At 65.0% G+C, this 17,618-nt stretch carries 12 protein-coding genes; 5 read left to right on the top strand and 7 right to left on the bottom strand.

The genetic code is table 11. The annotated features are described in order from the left end of the window. Window positions 1-192: 192 nt before the first annotated feature. Window positions 193-1,125 carry a response regulator gene (locus tag N4264_RS11140; protein ID WP_261697107.1) on the bottom strand — a complete coding sequence of 311 codons (933 nt, stop codon included), beginning with the start codon at window positions 1,123-1,125 and terminating at the stop codon, window positions 193-195. 750 nt (window positions 1,126-1,875) lie between these two features. Here N4264_RS11140 and N4264_RS11135 point away from each other — a divergent pair. Beyond that, window positions 1,876-3,378, top strand: coding sequence for a S8 family serine peptidase (locus N4264_RS11135; RefSeq protein ID WP_261697106.1), 1,503 nt, complete (start codon window positions 1,876-1,878; stop codon window positions 3,376-3,378). Window positions 3,379-3,421: 43 nt separating this feature from the next. Here N4264_RS11135 and N4264_RS11130 read toward each other — a convergent pair whose 3' ends face one another. After that, window positions 3,422-3,904, bottom strand: a complete 483-nt coding sequence (locus tag N4264_RS11130; RefSeq protein ID WP_261697105.1) for a hypothetical protein — start codon at window positions 3,902-3,904, stop codon at window positions 3,422-3,424. Between the two features lie 410 nt (window positions 3,905-4,314). Between N4264_RS11130 and N4264_RS11125 the strand changes: the two genes are divergently transcribed. Continuing rightward, on the top strand, window positions 4,315-4,629 hold the full coding sequence (locus tag N4264_RS11125) for an SEL1-like repeat protein (protein ID WP_261697614.1): 315 nt from the start codon (window positions 4,315-4,317) through the stop codon (window positions 4,627-4,629). Window positions 4,630-4,637: 8 nt separating this feature from the next. Here N4264_RS11125 and N4264_RS11120 read toward each other — a convergent pair whose 3' ends face one another. Both N4264_RS11120 and N4264_RS11115 read right to left on the bottom strand, forming a co-directional pair. Beyond that, complete coding sequence (locus N4264_RS11120; RefSeq protein WP_261697104.1) at window positions 4,638-7,364, bottom strand: serine/threonine-protein kinase; 2,727 nt, start codon at window positions 7,362-7,364, stop codon at window positions 4,638-4,640. A gap of 90 nt (window positions 7,365-7,454) precedes the next feature. Continuing rightward, entirely contained in the window at window positions 7,455-8,816 is a 1,362-nt protein-coding gene (locus tag N4264_RS11115) for a delta-60 repeat-containing protein (protein WP_261697103.1), read from the bottom strand. Window positions 8,817-9,258: 442 nt separating this feature from the next. Here N4264_RS11115 and N4264_RS11110 point away from each other — a divergent pair, with 442 nt between their 5' ends. The 3 genes from N4264_RS11110 to N4264_RS11100 all read left to right on the top strand — a co-directional run bounded on the left by N4264_RS11110 (window position 9,259) and on the right by N4264_RS11100 (window position 12,459). Continuing rightward, on the top strand, window positions 9,259-9,945 hold the full coding sequence (locus N4264_RS11110; protein WP_261697102.1) for a hypothetical protein: 687 nt from the start codon (window positions 9,259-9,261) through the stop codon (window positions 9,943-9,945). A 380-nt stretch (window positions 9,946-10,325) separates the two neighbouring features. After that, window positions 10,326-11,870: a hypothetical protein gene (locus tag N4264_RS11105; protein WP_261697101.1), complete on the top strand. Its 1,545-nt coding sequence runs from the start codon at window positions 10,326-10,328 to the stop codon at window positions 11,868-11,870. Window positions 11,871-11,985: 115 nt separating this feature from the next. After that, window positions 11,986-12,459, top strand: coding sequence for a GFA family protein (locus N4264_RS11100; RefSeq protein WP_261697100.1), 474 nt, complete (start codon window positions 11,986-11,988; stop codon window positions 12,457-12,459). 5 nt (window positions 12,460-12,464) lie between these two features. Here the strand turns inward: N4264_RS11100 and N4264_RS11095 are convergent, their stop codons facing one another. From N4264_RS11095 to N4264_RS11085, 3 genes are all read right to left on the bottom strand, one after another. Further along, a complete protein-coding gene (locus N4264_RS11095; RefSeq protein WP_261697099.1) occupies window positions 12,465-13,979 on the bottom strand; it encodes a hypothetical protein in 1,515 nt (504 codons plus the stop codon). 343 nt (window positions 13,980-14,322) lie between these two features. After that, complete coding sequence (locus N4264_RS11090; RefSeq protein ID WP_261697098.1) at window positions 14,323-15,891, bottom strand: sulfotransferase family protein; 1,569 nt, start codon at window positions 15,889-15,891, stop codon at window positions 14,323-14,325. A 26-nt stretch (window positions 15,892-15,917) separates the two neighbouring features. Beyond that, complete coding sequence (locus N4264_RS11085; protein WP_261697097.1) at window positions 15,918-17,567, bottom strand: choice-of-anchor J domain-containing protein; 1,650 nt, start codon at window positions 17,565-17,567, stop codon at window positions 15,918-15,920. Between the last annotated feature and the right edge of the window lie 51 nt (window positions 17,568-17,618).

Genomic DNA, 17,618 nt, shown 5'->3' with positions numbered 1-17,618 from the left:
CTGTGACCAACGCCCATTGTGGCACAACCCATGGGCGCTCGACGCCAAGGCGATCACACCTGGCGCCGCCCCCGGACCGGCCGTCGCCGACCACCGGCGCTAAGCGCCAGATCCCGGCCGCGCAAAAGCGCGACGCCGCCCTTCCAGGACGTCGCCGCGCGCTACTGGTACTGGCCGTTGTCAGTGCAAGGATCAGGCGGAGAACTGGTAGTCACCCTCGATCAACGCCGCACGCGCACCCGCCTGGATCTTCCCCACCACCTTCTCGACGGCGCCATAGAAGACGTCCAATGACAGCGGCTTGACCAGATACATATTGCAGCCGGCCAACGCGCCGCGCGCCCGGTCAAACGGTGACGAGCGGCTGGTCAGCATCACGACCTGCCGGGACTTTCCAACCGGCGTACGACGGATGGCCTTGCAGATCGCATAGCCGTCTTCACCCGGCAGTACCACATCGAGGAATACGACGTCGTAGCGCTTCTTCGCCATCATCGCCGCGGCCTGGTCACCGCTGGATGCAAGGTCGGTGATGAAACCGACGTCCTTGAGCGCGGCGTCAAGCTGGTTGCGGACCGTCACGCTGTCATCGACGACCAGCGCCTGCAGCGGTGCCATGCCGTAGGCACCGGCCGATGTCACGCGTTCCGCCAACGACTGGCGCGCAGCGGCGATTGATCCGCGCAGCAAGCCCTGGACGGGTGCAGCCGGTGACGGCGTGGCCGCCTCGCCCGGTGAAGCGGAAGCCGCCGTGTTGATGGCACTGACGGAGGACTGCGTGGCGATGGTCTTGGCAATGTCCTGCAACGTCAGGACCAGCTGCGACAGCAGCGATTTGTGGGCGATGCGATAGATGCCGTCGCCACGCTGGCCATCGTTGGAAACGTAGATGATCTTGATATTCGGATCGGCATTCTGCAGCACCGTCAGTTCCCGGCGGGCCTCTTCAGCGTTGAGCGCGTCCAGGTCGATCAGGCCTATCCGGCAGTCGGCCGAACCCGCCGCCTTCACCGGCACAAAATTCGTGGTGCTGTGTTTCTGGTGGGACAGCACGATATTGATCATGCGTTCCTCGCGTTGCGAGATACCAAACAGCGCAACGTTTACCGTTCCGGCGTTCAACATATTTCCCCCAACAGGCCTCGACCTTCCGCACGCAGCAACCGCAGCACTGCGTTCCCGGGAGGGGAAATGCACCGGTAATGCCACATCGTGAAAATTCTTCACAAGGCGACGAGTGCACCTGCTGTTTCCAGCCTTCGAAAGCCCGGCGTAACCACAATCGAACCGGATCAGATTCATCCACTTGCGCAAGCGTGTGCATCCATTTTCCAGCCTCCGAATGGATCGACCCGCCGTTGTCCGCGCGCACCGACGAGATTCCGTCGCTCCTCGCAGGCAAGGCCGCCACGGCATTTTTCCGGCACTGGTCCGCGGCCGCTTCGTCGATCTTTTGACGCGGCACCAAGGCGAGGGGACATCCCTCGCGCACCCGGCTGGTCAAGATCCATTTTCCAGAAATAGCCTTGGTGTCATGGTCCAGCTCGCCAGCCCGATTTCCGGCAAGACAGCGCGACCGCTTTGGCGCTGCCCATTCGAATCCGGAAAACCGCCCGGATAATCCGCCATCAATACAAGTGCTTGCCGCGAACATAGGCCATTCGGCTACCGCCTCCGCCGCCCCTCGACAACGCCCGGTATTTTGTCGAAAACTCGCGGAATTGCTTTATCCGCACCGATCACCCGCACAGCCGGTCCGCTCACCCATCCCGCCGTGAGCGCGGCGCAGGATCGGTTGCGCGCATTCTCCGGCGCGGGGGCGCCGGCTTGCGGGTCGCCGTAGTGGGCGGCCCTTCTACCTGGGAGGGAAGAAGGATGAAAGCAGTTCCTGCTGTGAAAGCGACGGGATTGGCGCGTCACGCGCTGTGGGCCGCCTTGTTTGCGTCGGCCGCCGCCAGCGCCGCCGACGTCAATCCAAGCTTGTTGGCGAGCGAAAACGCGGGCAAGACCCAAGACGTCCTGCTTGTGATGGACGACCAGAAGACCCCGCTCACCACCCCGCTGGCGGAAGAGGCCGATTACCTGGTCCGGCGTCGCGCGCTCGTGGCAAACCTGATCGCGCGTGCCGATGTTTCGCAGGAGTCAGTACGCGCCTGGCTGGACGCGCGCGGCATCCAGTACCGGGCCTACTGGATCGCCAATGTCATTCAGGCCGAGCTGCCCGCGTCCGCCTTGCGCGAACTGGCTGCGCAGCCATCGCGCAAGTCGCCGCTGCGGCGCGTAGCGCGCGTCGAGCCCAATCCCGTCCTCAAGACGTCGCTGCCCAAGGAAACCAGCGCTACCGAGTCGGTCGAGGCGATCGCCAGCGGCGTCAATCGCATTCGCGCTCCGTCGGTCTGGTCTGCCGGATTTCGCGGGCAGGGCGTCGTGATCGGCGGCATGGACACGGGGTATCAATGGAACCATCCGGCGCTCAAGCGCCAGTACCGGGGTTGGAACGGCACGACCGCCAACCACAACTACCACTGGCATGACGCTATCCACAACGCGTCCGGCAACACCTGCGGCAACAATGCTCCCGCGCCCTGTGACGACAACGGCCACGGCACGCACACGGCAGGTACGTTTGCCGGCGACGACGGAGGCAGCAACCAGATCGGCGTAGCACCCGGCGCAAAATGGATCGGTTGCCGCAACATGGCTGCCGGCAACGGCACGCCGGCGCGCTACATCGAATGCCTGCAATGGATGCTGGCGCCAACCAACCTGGCCAACCAGAATCCGGATCCGGACCTCGCGCCGGACGTCACCAGCAATTCCTGGGGCTGCGTGCGTTCGGAGGGTTGCACCACGGGCAACGAGATCCGCTCGGCAGTCGACAATCTCGTCGCCGGCGGCGTCATGGTGGTTGCCGCCGCAGGCAACGATGGTTCCTCCTGCTCGACGATCAAGGATCCGCCGGCCGTCTACAGCTCGGCCTTCGTTGTCGGTGCGACCGGCACGACCAATGACAGTCTCGCCAACTTCTCCAGCCGCGGACCGGTGTCCGGCCAGTCGGCGATCAAGCCGGACCTGAGCGCCCCCGGCGTCAGCGTGCGTTCCAGCGTGCGTAACAGCAGCTACGGCACCATGAGCGGTACCAGCATGGCCACGCCCCACGTCGCCGGCGTCGTCGCATTGATGATGTCGGCGAAGCCGGCGTTGAAGGGCAACCCCGCCAAGGTGGCACAGCTGCTGCGCCAGTCGGTCGTCAGCGCCAGCGTACCCTTCAGCCAGACCTGCGGCGGCACGACCTCCGGCACTCGACCCAACCACATGGTCGGGCACGGCCGCCTCGACGCCTGGCTGGCCTACCAGGCCGCCATCAACTCGCCGTAATTGAGCAGTACTGCGACAGGCGGCCGGCGCTGTGCGCCGGCCGTCAATGCCAGGTCCAGTCGTGCAGCAGTTTGGCCACGACAACGCGGCAATGCTCACGCTGGGCGTGCTGCCGCGCCGTCTCCACGGCGTCGCGGTAGCGGCGACGTCCGCCCAGATGATCATTGTGCTGCATCGCGCCGGCGCCCGGTTCACGCAGGATATGAAACAGATCCACGTAATCGCTCCGTTCGATGCCCTCGTCGAAGGCGGGTATCGGCTTCGACGCGCGACTTCGCGACGACCCGCCTCCGGGATGGATGCCCTGCATTTTCTGCATTATCCACAACTGCGTATACCCCATGGCGACATGATCGATCGGGTCATGCACCTTCTCGAACCCGACGGGCATCAGGTACGACCAGCGCCCTTCGTACCGATTGGTGAGGTAGATGAAGGCACAGGGCACGACCGGCTCGCCCGGTTCGTCAAATGGCGTACGACGCGGCTCAAGCGCACCGGGAAACTGTTCCAGATAGACACCCATGACGGCTCCTGCCTTGGTGAACACGGGGGCAGACAGACACCGGATTTGCAGCGGGACCTGAATCCGGTGTTGCGGCAGTATCGCCCATCGGATGTCGAGCAACTGGCCTAGACGCCGAATCGGCGGCACAATCGGGCCATCATCCAGGTGCCGCCACACGGCGGACCGGTGCGCCGTTCGTGGTCCCTTGCCGCTACCCGCCTGCGCCACCGGTGGAGCAATGACCGCCGGCACACAGCCATTCGGGCGATGATCTGCACTGGCACACCGATGACCGAGCCGGACGAATCCGACGACCAGATCCATTTCAGCAGCCATTGGCTCGACCTCTATGAACAAGGCCGGCTGGAGGAAGCCTACCGCTATGTCGAGGGCGTCGCCCGCGCCGGAAACGCGGACGCCGCTTTTTTCTGGGCCAGCAGTACGGCGTCTATGCGCCCAGGGCCGTGTGCAACTACTCCAAGGCAGCGAAGTGGTTCGAGCGCGGCGCCGAACTGGGACACGCCGCCTCGAAATACGAGTACGGTTACGCCCTGCTCACTGCACTGGGTGTCGCACGCGACCTCAATCGCGGCCTGGCGCACATCCGCAGTGCGGCGGAACTCGGCAACCGTCTGGCGCTGCAATTCCTGCTCGACACCGAGTCCCAGCACCACTACGGATTTGCCCTGCTGCCGCAGGAAGCCGAGGCGTTGCGTCAGCGTCTTGACCAATTGGAAGACTGATCAGTGCATCACGGCGCCGCATTCCGCAGCAGGCGTACCTTGACCGGTTCCAGGTAGCGCAAGCGGTAATCCTCTTTTGGCAGCCGCCCTACCAGCTCGCGGTACGACGCATCGACTGCGGTCGCATCCGGTGCCGCCATCGCACATAGCGACTGCAGCCACGCGGCAACACTGGCCTCCGCCGAGGTGATCTTCGCCGCTACCCATTTGGGAGCATCCGCGGATACGGCGACGCAGACAGCCTCGCGCGCCTGCCAGCCCTGCGCGCCCAGACGCGCCAGCTGCGCCAGAAGACGTCCTCGAAGCAGACTCGCATGGTCCGGGGCGAACAAGGGCGCCAGCACCTTCTGACTTTCGGCCAGATCCGCCTGGGCATCCGCGTAGCGCTGTTCCGTCATCGCCAGCACGCCGCGCCAGCGCAGCCATCCCCCCTGATGCAAGGGAACACCCGCGCGCACCGCCACCTCCACCGCCTCGGTCAGCAGTTCACGCGCCACCGCATTGTTACCGAGCTGGAACTCCAGCGCGCCCAGGTTTCCGAGGGAATTTGCCAGGCCACGCAACCGGGGTTCGCCACCCGCCCGGTCGAGCGCAACCACGCGTTTGAGCAGCGGCAGCGCCTTGGTCAGTTGCCCGGCCTCATACAGGGTCACGGCATAGTTGCCCAGCTTGACCGAAATGATGGGGTTGTCGGGCCCGTACAGGGCTTCCATCACCGCGAGCGATTCCGCGTTGAGCGCAATGGCTTCGTCCTTGTGTCCCTGAGCGGCCAGGGAACGCGCCAGGTTGTCCAGGGCGTCGGCAAGAATGCGCGGTGGCGTATCCGGCGTGCGGCGCAGTTCTTCGACGAGCGGACGCAACCGGCTCACCGCTTCGGCAGCACGCCCGAGCTTCACCAGCGAGTAGCTGAGCGTTCCGAGCAATTCTTCGCGTCGCCGCAGATACTCACGATCACTGGTGGTCAGTGCCAGCGCGCGCTCCATCTGCTTCACGACTTCCGCGTGACGGTTCTGCCGCGACAGATACATCGAACGCATTTCAATCGCCTGCAGCAATGTGCGTCGCTGTGCCGGATCCTCCGGATTCACCATCGCTTCCACGCGATCAAGCAATGCCGCGCAATCGTCCGTCCGGTTGCGGCTCGACGCGACGTGGCAGCGTAAGCGCAGGATCTCGGCCTGGTGTGCAACCGCGTTCAACGAGACGGCGATGCGCTCGGCTTCGTCCAGGAGCGGCTCGACCGAATCGGGCAGCTCCATACCCGCGTAGGCCGTCGCCATGGCCAGAAGCAGTTCCAGGCGCGCCGACGGCTGGTCGGCCAGCTCGGATCGGATCGTCCGCGTGCCTTCATCCAGAAGATCCTGCACCGTCAATTCCGTCTTCTTGCGCAGCCCGGGATCCGCACTTTCGAAAAGGTGCGTCATGAACGCCAGCGACTGGCGCGCCGTATCACGCTCGGACCGTGCAATCCGCGCCTGCCACAGCGCCACGCCCAACCCACTGACCAACCCGATGACAGCAATAGCCGCCAGGACGGCTGCCAGCGCATGGCGACGCAGAAAGCGCGCCGCGCGGTAACGCCATCCGCCACGCCGCGCCAGCACCGGCCGACGATCCAGGTAACGCTGGATATCCGCCGCCAGGTCGCCGACGGTCGAGTAGCGCTGTGCCGGCTCCTTGCGCAGGGTCTTGAGCACGACGGCATCCAGGTCACCGCGCAACGCGCGGGAGAGCAAGCCCGGCGTCAGATGCCGCTGCGCCGCACGGGCGTCCGCCTCGGCATCGCTGCGCGTCACGGCGGCGCTCGGGCGGGTCGGCTCCTGGTCCAGGATGGCCCGCTCGTAGGCAGCCGGTGTCGAATCTTTCAGCTGGTACGGGCGGCAGCCAGTCAGGAGTTCGTACAGCAGCAGACCAAGTGCATAGATGTCGACGGCCGTCGTGACCAGCTCTCCTCGCACCTGCTCCGGCGCAGCGTACTCGGGCGTGAAAATGCGCGTGGTGCTGGTTGCGGTATCGCTGTCGATCAGCTTGGCAATGCCGAAGTCCAGCAGCTTCGCCTGGCCACGCGAATCGACCAGAAGATTCGACGGCTTGAGATCACGGTGCACGACCAGCCGCGCGTGCGCATGCGCCACCGCGTCGCAGACGGTGAGGAACAGGCGCAACCGTTCACGCAGACTCAAGCGCCGGGCGTCGCAATACTCGCGCAGATTGCTGCCGTCGACATATTCCAGTGCCAGCCAGGGTTTTCCGTTCGCGGTGACGCCGCCATCGACCAGGTGCGCGATGTTCGGATGCGTCAATCCCGCCAGGATCTGCCGCTCCGCGCGAAACCGTGCGTGCAACTCGTCGGTGTCCCAGCCGCCGCGCATCAGCTTGATGGCCACCGACTGCTGGAACTCACCGTCGTCGCGCTCGGCCAGCCAGACCTGTCCCATGCCGCCACGCCCCAGTTCCCGAACCAACCGGAACGGACCAACCCGCACACCCGCCAAGGCGACCCGTTCCTCCCGATCATGGTCCTGCGCGGCCGCCTCGATCAGGTCCGGCGCGTGGCCGGCGAGCGCCGTGGTCAGCGTGACATCCTGGTCCGCGCGCAGTAGCGCCAGCGCCTCGGCACGCACGGCATCATCGTCCGGACACAACTGTTCAAGCCGATCGTTCCAGCGCTCGGCAGGTGCGTCGGCCAAGGCGTCGAACAATTCGCGCGCACGTCGCCAGCGTTGTGCATCCATCTGCCGTCCTCCCCGCTTTCGACGATTTTAGACAGCTGTCGGGACACACCGCACACCCTGCCGCAGGCCAGGACCCCGCATCGATCCGTATCAGTCCAGGTTGGGTGCCGGTCCGAAGGCGTTGCTGAACACCAGATCGTTCTGCAGCCGTGCGACACCGAAATCAAAGTCAGCGGTATTGGACTGGACGGAAATGCTGCCTGCGACAATCGGCCGGCCGTTCTGTACGGCCAGCACGGCGCCGCCGTCAAACGCGCCCGGCATCTGAAAGTCAATCGCGCGATAACCCTGCAACAGGTTGAAGGTGTAGTCGACGCCGCCACCGGCGTTGTAGCGCCCCACCATCAGCTGCGACGACGCCCCGCCCGAAGCCAGGAACGTGCCGGACACGAGGAACTTGCCATCCGACTGCTGCGTGATCCGCTTGAGGTCGATGGCGTCACCACCGAGCATCAGGCTATAGCCATCGCCGCTCGCCCAGTTACCGTACGGCTCGCCCGCGCCACTCAGGGACGCGGCGACACCGCGGCGCTTGCCAGTACTGGTGGCGGTGCCGACCGCGATCAGCCCGAACCCGGGTACCTCGATGGCGTCGCGGTAGTAGGCCGGCCCGGTGTCGGTGCCGAGGAAATTCAAGGAATCGCCAACGACGGCACCGTCGGACAGCCGGACTTTCACAACCAGCGCGCCGCGATGTCCGCCTGGATTGGTAACGCCCTCGCCCACGGCAAAGAGGATGTCCCCGGTCAGGGCCGCGCCGTGCAGTTCCGCGCGGATCAGGCCGTCACGCAGGGTATGTACCTTGCCACCATTGCCGAAGGACGTATCCAGGGTGCCGTCGGCCTTGAGCAGCGCCAGCGCGGCGTGATCCGGACCCGCACCCGCGTCGGCCGTGCCCATCAGCAGAAGCCGCCCATCCGGCAGGCGTTTCATGCGGTAGGCCGTGTCCTGCAATGTACCGCCCAGGTTGATCGGCACGATCACGCAGGCGGTGTTGGTTCCGCTGAATACCGCAAGCCCCGCACCGCGGATCTTGCACACCGTGAAGTCGGTGTCGCTGGAAGTGATCCGGCGCGTACCGCCAATCAGGATATCGCCCTGGCTGTCGAACGTTGCCGAATTGGCCAAGGTGTTGCCGGTACCCTGGGGTGCGACGTAACGGCCATTGGTGCCGAAGTCCGTATCGAGCACCCCGTTGGGAAGGAGGTGAACGACTGTCAGGCGGAAATCGTTCGTACCCTGCACGTTGGACGACCCGACCAGGTAGATCGAGTTGTCGGGCGCGACCAGCACTTCGGCGACATAGTCGCTGTTGCTGCCGCCTCCGTTGATCGGAATGACGTTCCGGCCGGTTGAGAATATGCCAAAGCTCGTGTCGAGTTCGCTGTCGGCAGCGCCAGCCACAGCAGAGAGTCCAAGGGCGGCACACGCCAGGAAGGATCGGACGGACATGGCGGAATTCCTCGTATCGGGGCGGTGGCGCCCACCCCGGCTGGGAGGCGCCTCGCCGGGACATACGGGGAATGCCCGCCGTAGGGATCATCCCTCACTCCGTCCGGCACCCGCCGACGGGCTTCGACACGCCAGCAATGGAATGCGCCCTGTTTCAACGTATATTAGTACTCTTTAATACTTATCATTTCCATTCGCCCGAACACCGCACGCGCGCATGGCTACAGCGCCGGAATGCGCGTGACGCCATCCGAACGCCTGCGCGATACCCCGGCTATTGTCCACTTCCGCGGCGTGAACGGGCGGCCCGTCCGCTGGCATCGACAAAACGAAGGCACCGACGGCCTGGCGCCTTCGATTTGCCCGGTATCGCACGCCTGGCGGCGCGATGCAGCACTCGGGGTACACTGATCCCAGCGCCACGTTGCCACAGGACCCGAGTGTGGAAATCACCCGCGAATCGTTGGCCGCCCGCTATGCTGACCTGGCCGATGCGCCGCTGCTGCACCGTCTGCGTTCCGGCGCACTGACCGAACTGGCGAAGGAAGTCGCCATCGCCGAAGCAACCCGGCGCGGACTGGACTGGAGCCGCCCCCCGGAGCCGGTTTCAGACCCCGAGCCAGCACTTGTGCCGATTGACGAAAGCGTCGTCGTCATCGAACCGGACCACTTCGAGACCAATCCCTACCAGGCGCCCCGCGCCCACGTCCGCTTCGACCACAGCACGGTCGGATGGACCGTGCAGAGCATGGCCTGGTGGATGTACATCGTGCTGCTGGCCGCACTGACGCTCAACCAGGCCTATCACCACGCCGAAACGGGCGATCCGTTCCGCAGCTTCGGAGCGCGCCTGGTCATCGAGCTGGCCAGCATCGCCGGCCTGGTCGGCTGGCGCCTGCACCGCGCCTGGCTCAGTCCCTACCTGTGGCTCGCCGTCGCCGCCGTGCTCGCGGCCTTCATGGTGGTGACGCTCAAGCAGATCGTCGTCTTCGCCAGCGGACCCTACGGCCCGGACAGTCGTTTTGCGGCCGGCATGCTGGGGCTGGCACTCGCGTTGCTGTTGCCACAGGTCTGGGGACTGCTGCGCTACGCGCTGTTCTCCGGATCGGTCTGGCGCACCCGCGGCTAGCCGCACCAGGCCGGCAGCAGCCACTACAGCTACCCATTCCGCAGCAGTGGCGCGACGGGACACCGTCGCGACAGGAAAAGCGCGCCTAGTCAAAATAGCGCGTCGATGCGTCGTATTCTCGCTTTACGTACAAAACCATTCGTAGCCTACTACGCACGCGGGACGTCGCTCCACGACGCCCAGCACCGGCCTGGCCGGGGCCGGTTCTTCCCTCTGCACGGATATCGCCGTGCCGGGGAATCCCAGCAAGCGCCACTCACCTCCTCAGGTACTGCTGCCAGAGATCACGGACAACGAATCAGGTCCCGCCCGCGACGCTGCGCGGCCGACCTGACAGGGATGACGCGCACGGAAGTCGTATTTCACCAGGATGGATGGACATGAACCGTATCAAACCTTCACTCGCGGCCGGCGTTTCGCTGGCCTTCGTCAGTTGCTTCGCCAGCGCACAGATCATCGATCCCGCCCTGGCCGGCAACGCGTCCGAGCTCAGCTCTGAACGCCGCGGCCTTGCGGTGGCACCTGCGCCGCTGTCCGCAGCGACCGCTTCGGAAGCCATCGCCGCAACGGATCCGCGTCGCTCGTTTGCCGTCACCGACAAGGCGATCCTCGCGCAATTCACGTTCAAGGAGACGATGGAAACCATCGTCATGCGCGGCGGACTGGATCGCAGCCGTGCACTGCCACTGTTCCGCCAGTGGTGGGACACGCAGAACCGCAAGCCCGGCATTGGTCCCGGCTCGCACTGCGACGACCAGATCCTCCAGGGCCAGACCACCTTCAACGGCTTCAAGTACGAGTGTCCGCGGGGCGAAGGCGCACTGGCCCAGAGCAATCCCTTCATCTTCGGACCGGACAGCTTCGAACCGGTCGGCCTGTTCAACCGCTTCGACCTCGCGCCCGCCGACGGCGCTGACTGCGGCGAATACCGCATCGTGTTCGCGAAGGGTTCAGGCCAGGTCAACTTCGCCGACCGCAACCTGGTCATCTTCGAAGCCACCTTGCCCAATCCGCGGCCACAAGCCGGTCTCGACGGCTGCGTGCGCGTGGCGGAGTTCTGGGACAAACTCTCGCGCACCAACAACGTGTCGCAGCGCGCCAGCCAACTCAAGCAGTTCTATTTCACTGGCCTGCCCGGCTTCCGGCCGGTCGTACACCCCGACAACTACGGCGCCGGCCCCTCCGGCAAGGGCCAGATCCGCAGCAACCAGTTCATGACGTTCCAGAGCGGCGGCAACTGGGTCCTGCGTGAGTTCAAGCTGTTCCGCGGCGACAGCAACCTCGTCCCCTGCCCTGCTGACCGGCCCTGCCCGCTGGCCGGCATGCGCCCGCAGACGGTCAAGACGAACCCGTCGGCGACGCTGTTCTCCGACAACACCGAGACGGCGCGCACCTTCCGCACGCATTTCGTCAACCAGCAGGTGGCGAACCTGGCGGTACCGGACATCAACCGCTTCACCTTCACGCCGCCGAAGTTCTTCAATACCGGCGAAAGCCAGGAACAGGGCACCGACAACGACTACGTCTTCGCGTTCTCGAACTCGCCGCCATCCTTCCGCGTGCAGATCCAGAACAAACTCAACCAGATCGGCAGCCGGCTCACGCCGGACCAGATCATCGCCCGCGCCCAGGCGATGTCCTGCGCCGGCTGTCACCAGCTGAGCGGCTTTGCTGATATCGGCGGCGGGCAGCCGAACTGGCCTGGCACGCTCGGATTTGTTCATGTGACCGAGCAGTTCACCGAAACCGGTCCGGACGGCGAACGCTTCCCGATCTCCCAGGCCCTGACGGATGTCTTCCTGCCACACCGCCAGAACGTGCTGCGCGACTATCTGAACAGCCGTGCGTCGCTGCCGCGCTGTGACGTGCCGTGCAAAGACTCCGCCGGCCGGCCGCAGGTCTGCTCGGAAATCTGTCGCCCGTAACGAAGATCCGGCACCGGTCGCCTGACGGCCGGATACGCACCGATCCGATTGCCGCATTGACGCGGCAATCGGATCCCGCCACAGTCGACGGTGTCCTTCTCAATCAGAGCAAGCGATGATCCGACTGAACGGCGGATGCCATTGCGGCGCGATCCACACGCAAGTGACGCTATCAGCCGCACCGGAAACATACGCCCCCCGCGCCTGTGATTGTGACTTCTGCACCCGGCACGGTGCCGCCTGGCTGTCCGATCCGCAGGGACGGTGTGCCTTCCTGATCGACAGCACCGACTACCTGTCGCGCTATCGCCAGGGTAGCCAGTCCGCCGAGTTCCTGCTGTGTGCCCGCTGCGGCGCACTGGTCGCCGTCAGCTACCGTGACGGCAATACCCTGTTCGCCGCAGTCAACCGACGCGCCATCGACACGCGTCACGCATTTGAAGGCGAGGTGACCGTTTCGCCACAGCAGTTGACGCCATCCGCCAAGACCACCCGCTGGCGTGAGGTGTGGTTCCGCGGCGTTCAGTTGCGCATACTGCGTGACGCCCCGCACGATCATACGCCTCCGCTTAAGCTACTGAAGACGTAGCGAAATCAGTCTTCGCATCCTGTCCACCAGCACGGCGTGTTCTGAATGAAGTTCCGGATGGCGGTCTGCTTTTGGGTGTTCTGCTGGTCGAGAAACTCCACGGCGCCCCAGCTGCCGTATTTGGAGTACATGCCGGAGGCGTTGAAGTGGACCATCATCTCGCCGCCGGCCGCTTTCCACTGGTTGAGGTACTGCGTGTAGATCGCTCCCATGCGCGCATCGCGATTGGCGCTGGTGAAGAGCCGGGTAAGGGTCTGCGATTCCTGGGCAGCAACCGGCACGCCCGCGAGATGCTGGCCACCTTCGTAGGCGACCAGATGCATTCCGAGGTCGTCGACGACGTCCGCGTGCGCATCCATCCAGCGCCTGGCTTCCGCCAGCGAGCCGCCTGCCGGGCCGCCCGTCAACTGCCCGCCTTGCGTGATTTCCGTAAACAGCTTGTCCAGGTTCCAGTTCTTGACGGTATCAAAGTAGGGATCGTCACCGAGATAGCCACCGAAATAGGGCGCGATCGCCATGGCGGTCAGCCCATGCCCCCTGCAGGGGCGGCCGTCGGTCCACAGTGTGCACTCGGCCGCCACCCGCGACATGTAGGCATTGCTCGCCCAGCCGCCCAGAACGCAGACGACGCGGTCTGCCTGATCGCCAAAGGCCGCCTTCCAGATATCGCACATCTGTGCCGACCGCATACCGTGCCAGGTAAAGCGGCTTTCCCATTCGTCAGCGGCGCCGAAAAGGCCGACACCATGGTCCCTGACATAGGTGCCCTGGGTGAATATGCGATTCCAGATCTCGTTGGAATACTCCACGTACACGTTCAGATCACGCCGCAACTGGCGCTTCACCATCTGCGCAAAGCGCATCATGTAGTCATCCGTGGCCTGGTGCGGCATGTTGAACCAGGGATGCGTATCGGTGCGGTTGGACAACTCGACCATGATCTCCAGCGGCACGCCGTGCTCGGTCCAGCGCACGTCCGGCCGCTTTGGTCGCGTGGCAAACTCCTTCTCGTTGGAGTTGTTTGTCATCATCCAGTCCATGAAGCGCAGGACTTTGTTGCGTCGGATGAGGCGCAGGAAATCCGGGTGGAACAGCTGCGAAGGCCCGGTGTTCTCGTCAAATCCCGGCATCCACACATGGATATTGCGCACCGGGTCTTCCGGATCGATTTCGCTGATCCGCAGCATGAATCCGCTCTCGCTGGGATCCACGTCCAGGGCATCGCGGTGATCGCTGGAATCCGCGTCGTTCTTCCGGGCGGCGAAGAAGTACTCCAGCTTGCCGCGCCCTTCCCAGGTCACGGTATACCGGCCCGCCGGATAGTGCCCATGCCAGTTCTCGCCGTAGAAGAACAGGGTGGAAACCGCGTTGTAGTCCGGCTCGGTGCAATCGGGGTGGTCGGTCCGCGGCACCAGCGAGCGCACGTATCCGTTCGCATCGAGGTCCAGGCAGGCGAAGTCGCCCGTATCCCAGGCACTGGACTGCGTGTGCTGCGTGATCCACGTACGTGACTGCTTCATCACGTCAACGAAGTTGTATGCGGTCGAGTGGTCCAGCATCCGATCCAGGTTGGTACCCAGGGGGAAGTACGGTTGGCCGCGCTCTCGAAGCCCCCGCGCCAGATCGTGTCAAAGGCTGCCGCTGGCGCCGCGTGTGCCATCCCCACGACGGCTGCTGCCATCGCTATCAGATACCGTGTCATTACCCATCTCCCTTCCCGGTGGACCTGGCGCCGCAACGATGACGCCAGGCAGGTTCAACCCGGGGAAGATCAACGGCGGTGTCCGGCTGCGGTTTACCGCCATCGCCGGAACATTCGAGAACGGACGCACAGAACGGCAAGGAGGCGACGCGCGCGTGGCGCTAGCTGGCCGACACCTCGGTGACGCCGAGCGCTTCCTGCAGGGGCTCCAGCCATTGGGCGTAGGCCCGCCACCCACCGACACGGTTCCGATGGATCGTGCCGCGCGCCTGAAGTGAGCTGAGGGTGGTGATGGCACGCCCCGCCCATCGCGCGGGATCCGTAACACCGTCGTCCCAGGGCAAGCCGCAAAACGCATAGACGCGCCGGGACTCGGCTACGGGATCCGTCACGAGGGATTCGTAGTCCACGTCCAGGACGAATCCCGGATAGACCTCCTGCCAATGCGCCATCAGACCACGATACAGCGCGTGATAGTGCGCCACGTCGACAGCACTGTTGGCGTGGCTCACGCCGTCGGCGAAGTGCTCGCGCAGATTGGCGAAACACACGTCCATGGGATCCCGCCGCATGTGAATGACGCGGGCGTGCGGCAAGGCGTGACGGATCGCGCCGACAAGCTGGAAGTTGCCGGGCATTTTCTCCGTTACGTGCGTCGCCTGCCCTACCAGTCGCCGGCCTTCGCCGAGAAAGCTGTCGCGAGCCGCACGGTAGTCCAGATCCGGCAGGCGCTGCGCCAGGCCGTCGTCAATGACACCCTGGCAATAGCGGTCCGCCGCCAGCCGCAGCGCCGCACTCAGGCGCTGGGATTCGCCGTAGGCATGTACCTCCGGATGGGCGCTGAGCATGCTTTCGAGCAGGGTCGTGCCCGAGCGATGCATGCCGACGATGAAGATCGGCACCGGCGCACCGACCGGCGGTGGATCCGCTACCGGTACCGCGCGGATCGGCTGGCGAAGATGCGCAAACAGCCGCTCCTGCATCGCCGCATCGTAGGGGGCCCTCGTCCGGGCGACGCGGCAGCCGGCGGACAGCGCTTCCCACGCGCCGGGCCGGTCGCCCAGGTCGTCGAGTTCCTTGAACAGTGCAAAGTATAGAAATTCGCGATCGCGCGGATGCAGCGTCGAGCGGCCCAGGCGTTCGCGCAGGGCGCCGACGTGATTGCGGTCGGGTGTCTGCCGCGAAACCCGGGCGGCGAGCCAGTAACCCATGGCAGATTCCTGCGGCCCGCCGAGGACGTGATCCAGGTCAGCCCGGGCGGCATCGAAGTCGCCGGCGTAGTTGAGAATCAACGCGCGATTGACCCGGCAGATACCGTCATCCGGGGCCTTCGCAACGGCCTCGTCGGCCCAGCGTCGGGCCAGGTCCTGCGCGCCGATGGTGCTCAGGGAGGCTGCCGCCAGCACCTGGTCCACCGCCCGGAGCGCATTCCGGTGCGGATAACTTTCGGCCCACGCGATCATGGCGTCGTGGGCCACGAACAGCCGCAATCCGTTGACCAGTTCCAGCACGTCGGACGGCGCGCATTCGCGTTCCTGCACGGCCTGCAGGAAACGGGCCCTTGCGGCGCGATAACGGCCCTGCATGAACTCCAGGCGAGCCCGGATCAATTCCGGCAGGAGCTGGCGCGGCGCCTGCCCCTGCCATTGTTCCAGCAACACCAGGGCCGCATCGAAGCGGCCCTGGGCGATGTGCGCTTCCAGCATCTGTCGAAGGCGGTGCTCGTGCATGCGTCCGGGCCGAAGGGAGGTCCGGCCTATCTTGCCATGCCTTGCGAGAATGCCGTCGGTGCCGGCTTGCGCAGCAAGGGCGGCACCGCCTTGGGCGCCGGAGCCACCTGGTAGGACGAGCGCGCCGGCTCGGGCAGATCAAACCCATCGCGGAACAAGGACAGTTCTACCAGCAGTGATATCTGGGGCACTCGCTGGAAGCCCGTTCCAAACGACTCAAACGTCGACCACGAAGTGGGCGGCGTCTGCAGCGCAGCCCAGTTCGTACCGCTCTCGAAGCGCTGCATATGCACGTACAGCGGCAAGGTCGGTCCGCCGACCGGCTCGGCGACGCTGACGAAGTACGTGCCGGGTTGCAAATTGATCGCACCGCCCACGAAGGGCACCTCATAGATGCCACCCTCGGCGGTCGACTCGACCGGCACCGTCGAGGCAATGATCGTCGTCGGCTGCCCGGTGCCGTCGGTGGCACGAACGTTGGCGATCAGATCCTGGCCCGGCCAGTTCACCTCGGCCGAGGGACCGACGCCAAAACGAATGCCGCGAATATCCGCGCGACGCAACAGGGTGAAGCTGGTGCCCAGCTCACCGCCGTTGCCGGCACCGATTCCCAAGGTTCCGGTCGGTGCACCTTCAAACCGCGACCAGGCATTGCCGCCGACGCTGGTGAGCGGTACGTCCAGTGTGTTGTTGCCGGGTTCCGCGTCGGTTTCCGTGGCCGTCATGGTGAAGGTCGCTGACCAGTCACCCGGCGCGTCAATGACCAGGGGCGACGGGAAACTCAGCGTATCGGTCGCACCGACCGCCAGCGAGGCGATGGTATTGGTCGAGGGCAGCACAGACCCGACCGCCACCGCATCGAGTTTGGGCTGCGCCGTACCCGCGACGTTCGTCAGGGTCGCGCCGCCCGCGTTGCGTGCCCGCGCTGCGAGGGTCGCCTCCACCTTGATGCCCGCCGGCACGAGGGGATAGTCGACTGGAAAGGCCAATGACTCCTCGGCAGCCAGGTCGGGGGCCGACGACACGACGGCCACGTCGTCAATCAACAGCAGGAACTTGTCATTGCTGTTGTTGCGGAACCCGATATAGACAGTCTGGCCCGAGTAGGCGGCCAGCGAAACGGAACGCGGCGTCCAGGCCGTATTCTCCTGCGGAATCGCGAACAGCTGCGTGCTGCTGCTCAGCTGGTTGCCGATGGTCCCCGTCCCGCCGGTCGGCACATTGGGCGACGCCATAATGCGTACTTCGTACCCATCCGGATACGAGGGGTCATAGGTGATGGCGTTCCAGGTCAGGTTCGCGCCTCCGGCCGGCACGGCGATCGCCGGCGTCCACATCCAGTCGTCGGCGGAACCGGCCGGACTGTACCAGGAGGTGCTGAACGCGGCGCAGTCGGTTGTATCGTTGGCGAAGTCCTCGCGATCTTCCCAGGCGTCGTTGACGTAATTCACATTGGTAGCCGGCGTCCGGTTATCCACGTTGCGCAGCAACCAGTTGGCCGGGAACGGATAGGTGCCGGCGCCGCCGGCATTGACGGATACCTGGCAGCCGTGCTGCCCCATGCCGCCGGGAATCTGGAAGTCCTCGAAGAAGACATTGGCGGCCAATGCCGGCGAAGACGAAAGTACCACGAGTACCGCCGACGCAAGGGCATGCCGACGCAACGAGATATCCATGTGGAATCCTCTTTTAGTTGACAGTCGTACGACGAGAACGCGATGTGCGGC

The organism is Tahibacter amnicola (assembly GCF_025398735.1).
Classification (GTDB): Bacteria; Pseudomonadota; Gammaproteobacteria; order Xanthomonadales; family Rhodanobacteraceae; genus Tahibacter; species Tahibacter amnicola.
The sequence above is the reverse complement of the archived record's forward strand: the minus strand, read 5'-3'. Positions and strand labels throughout refer to the sequence as shown.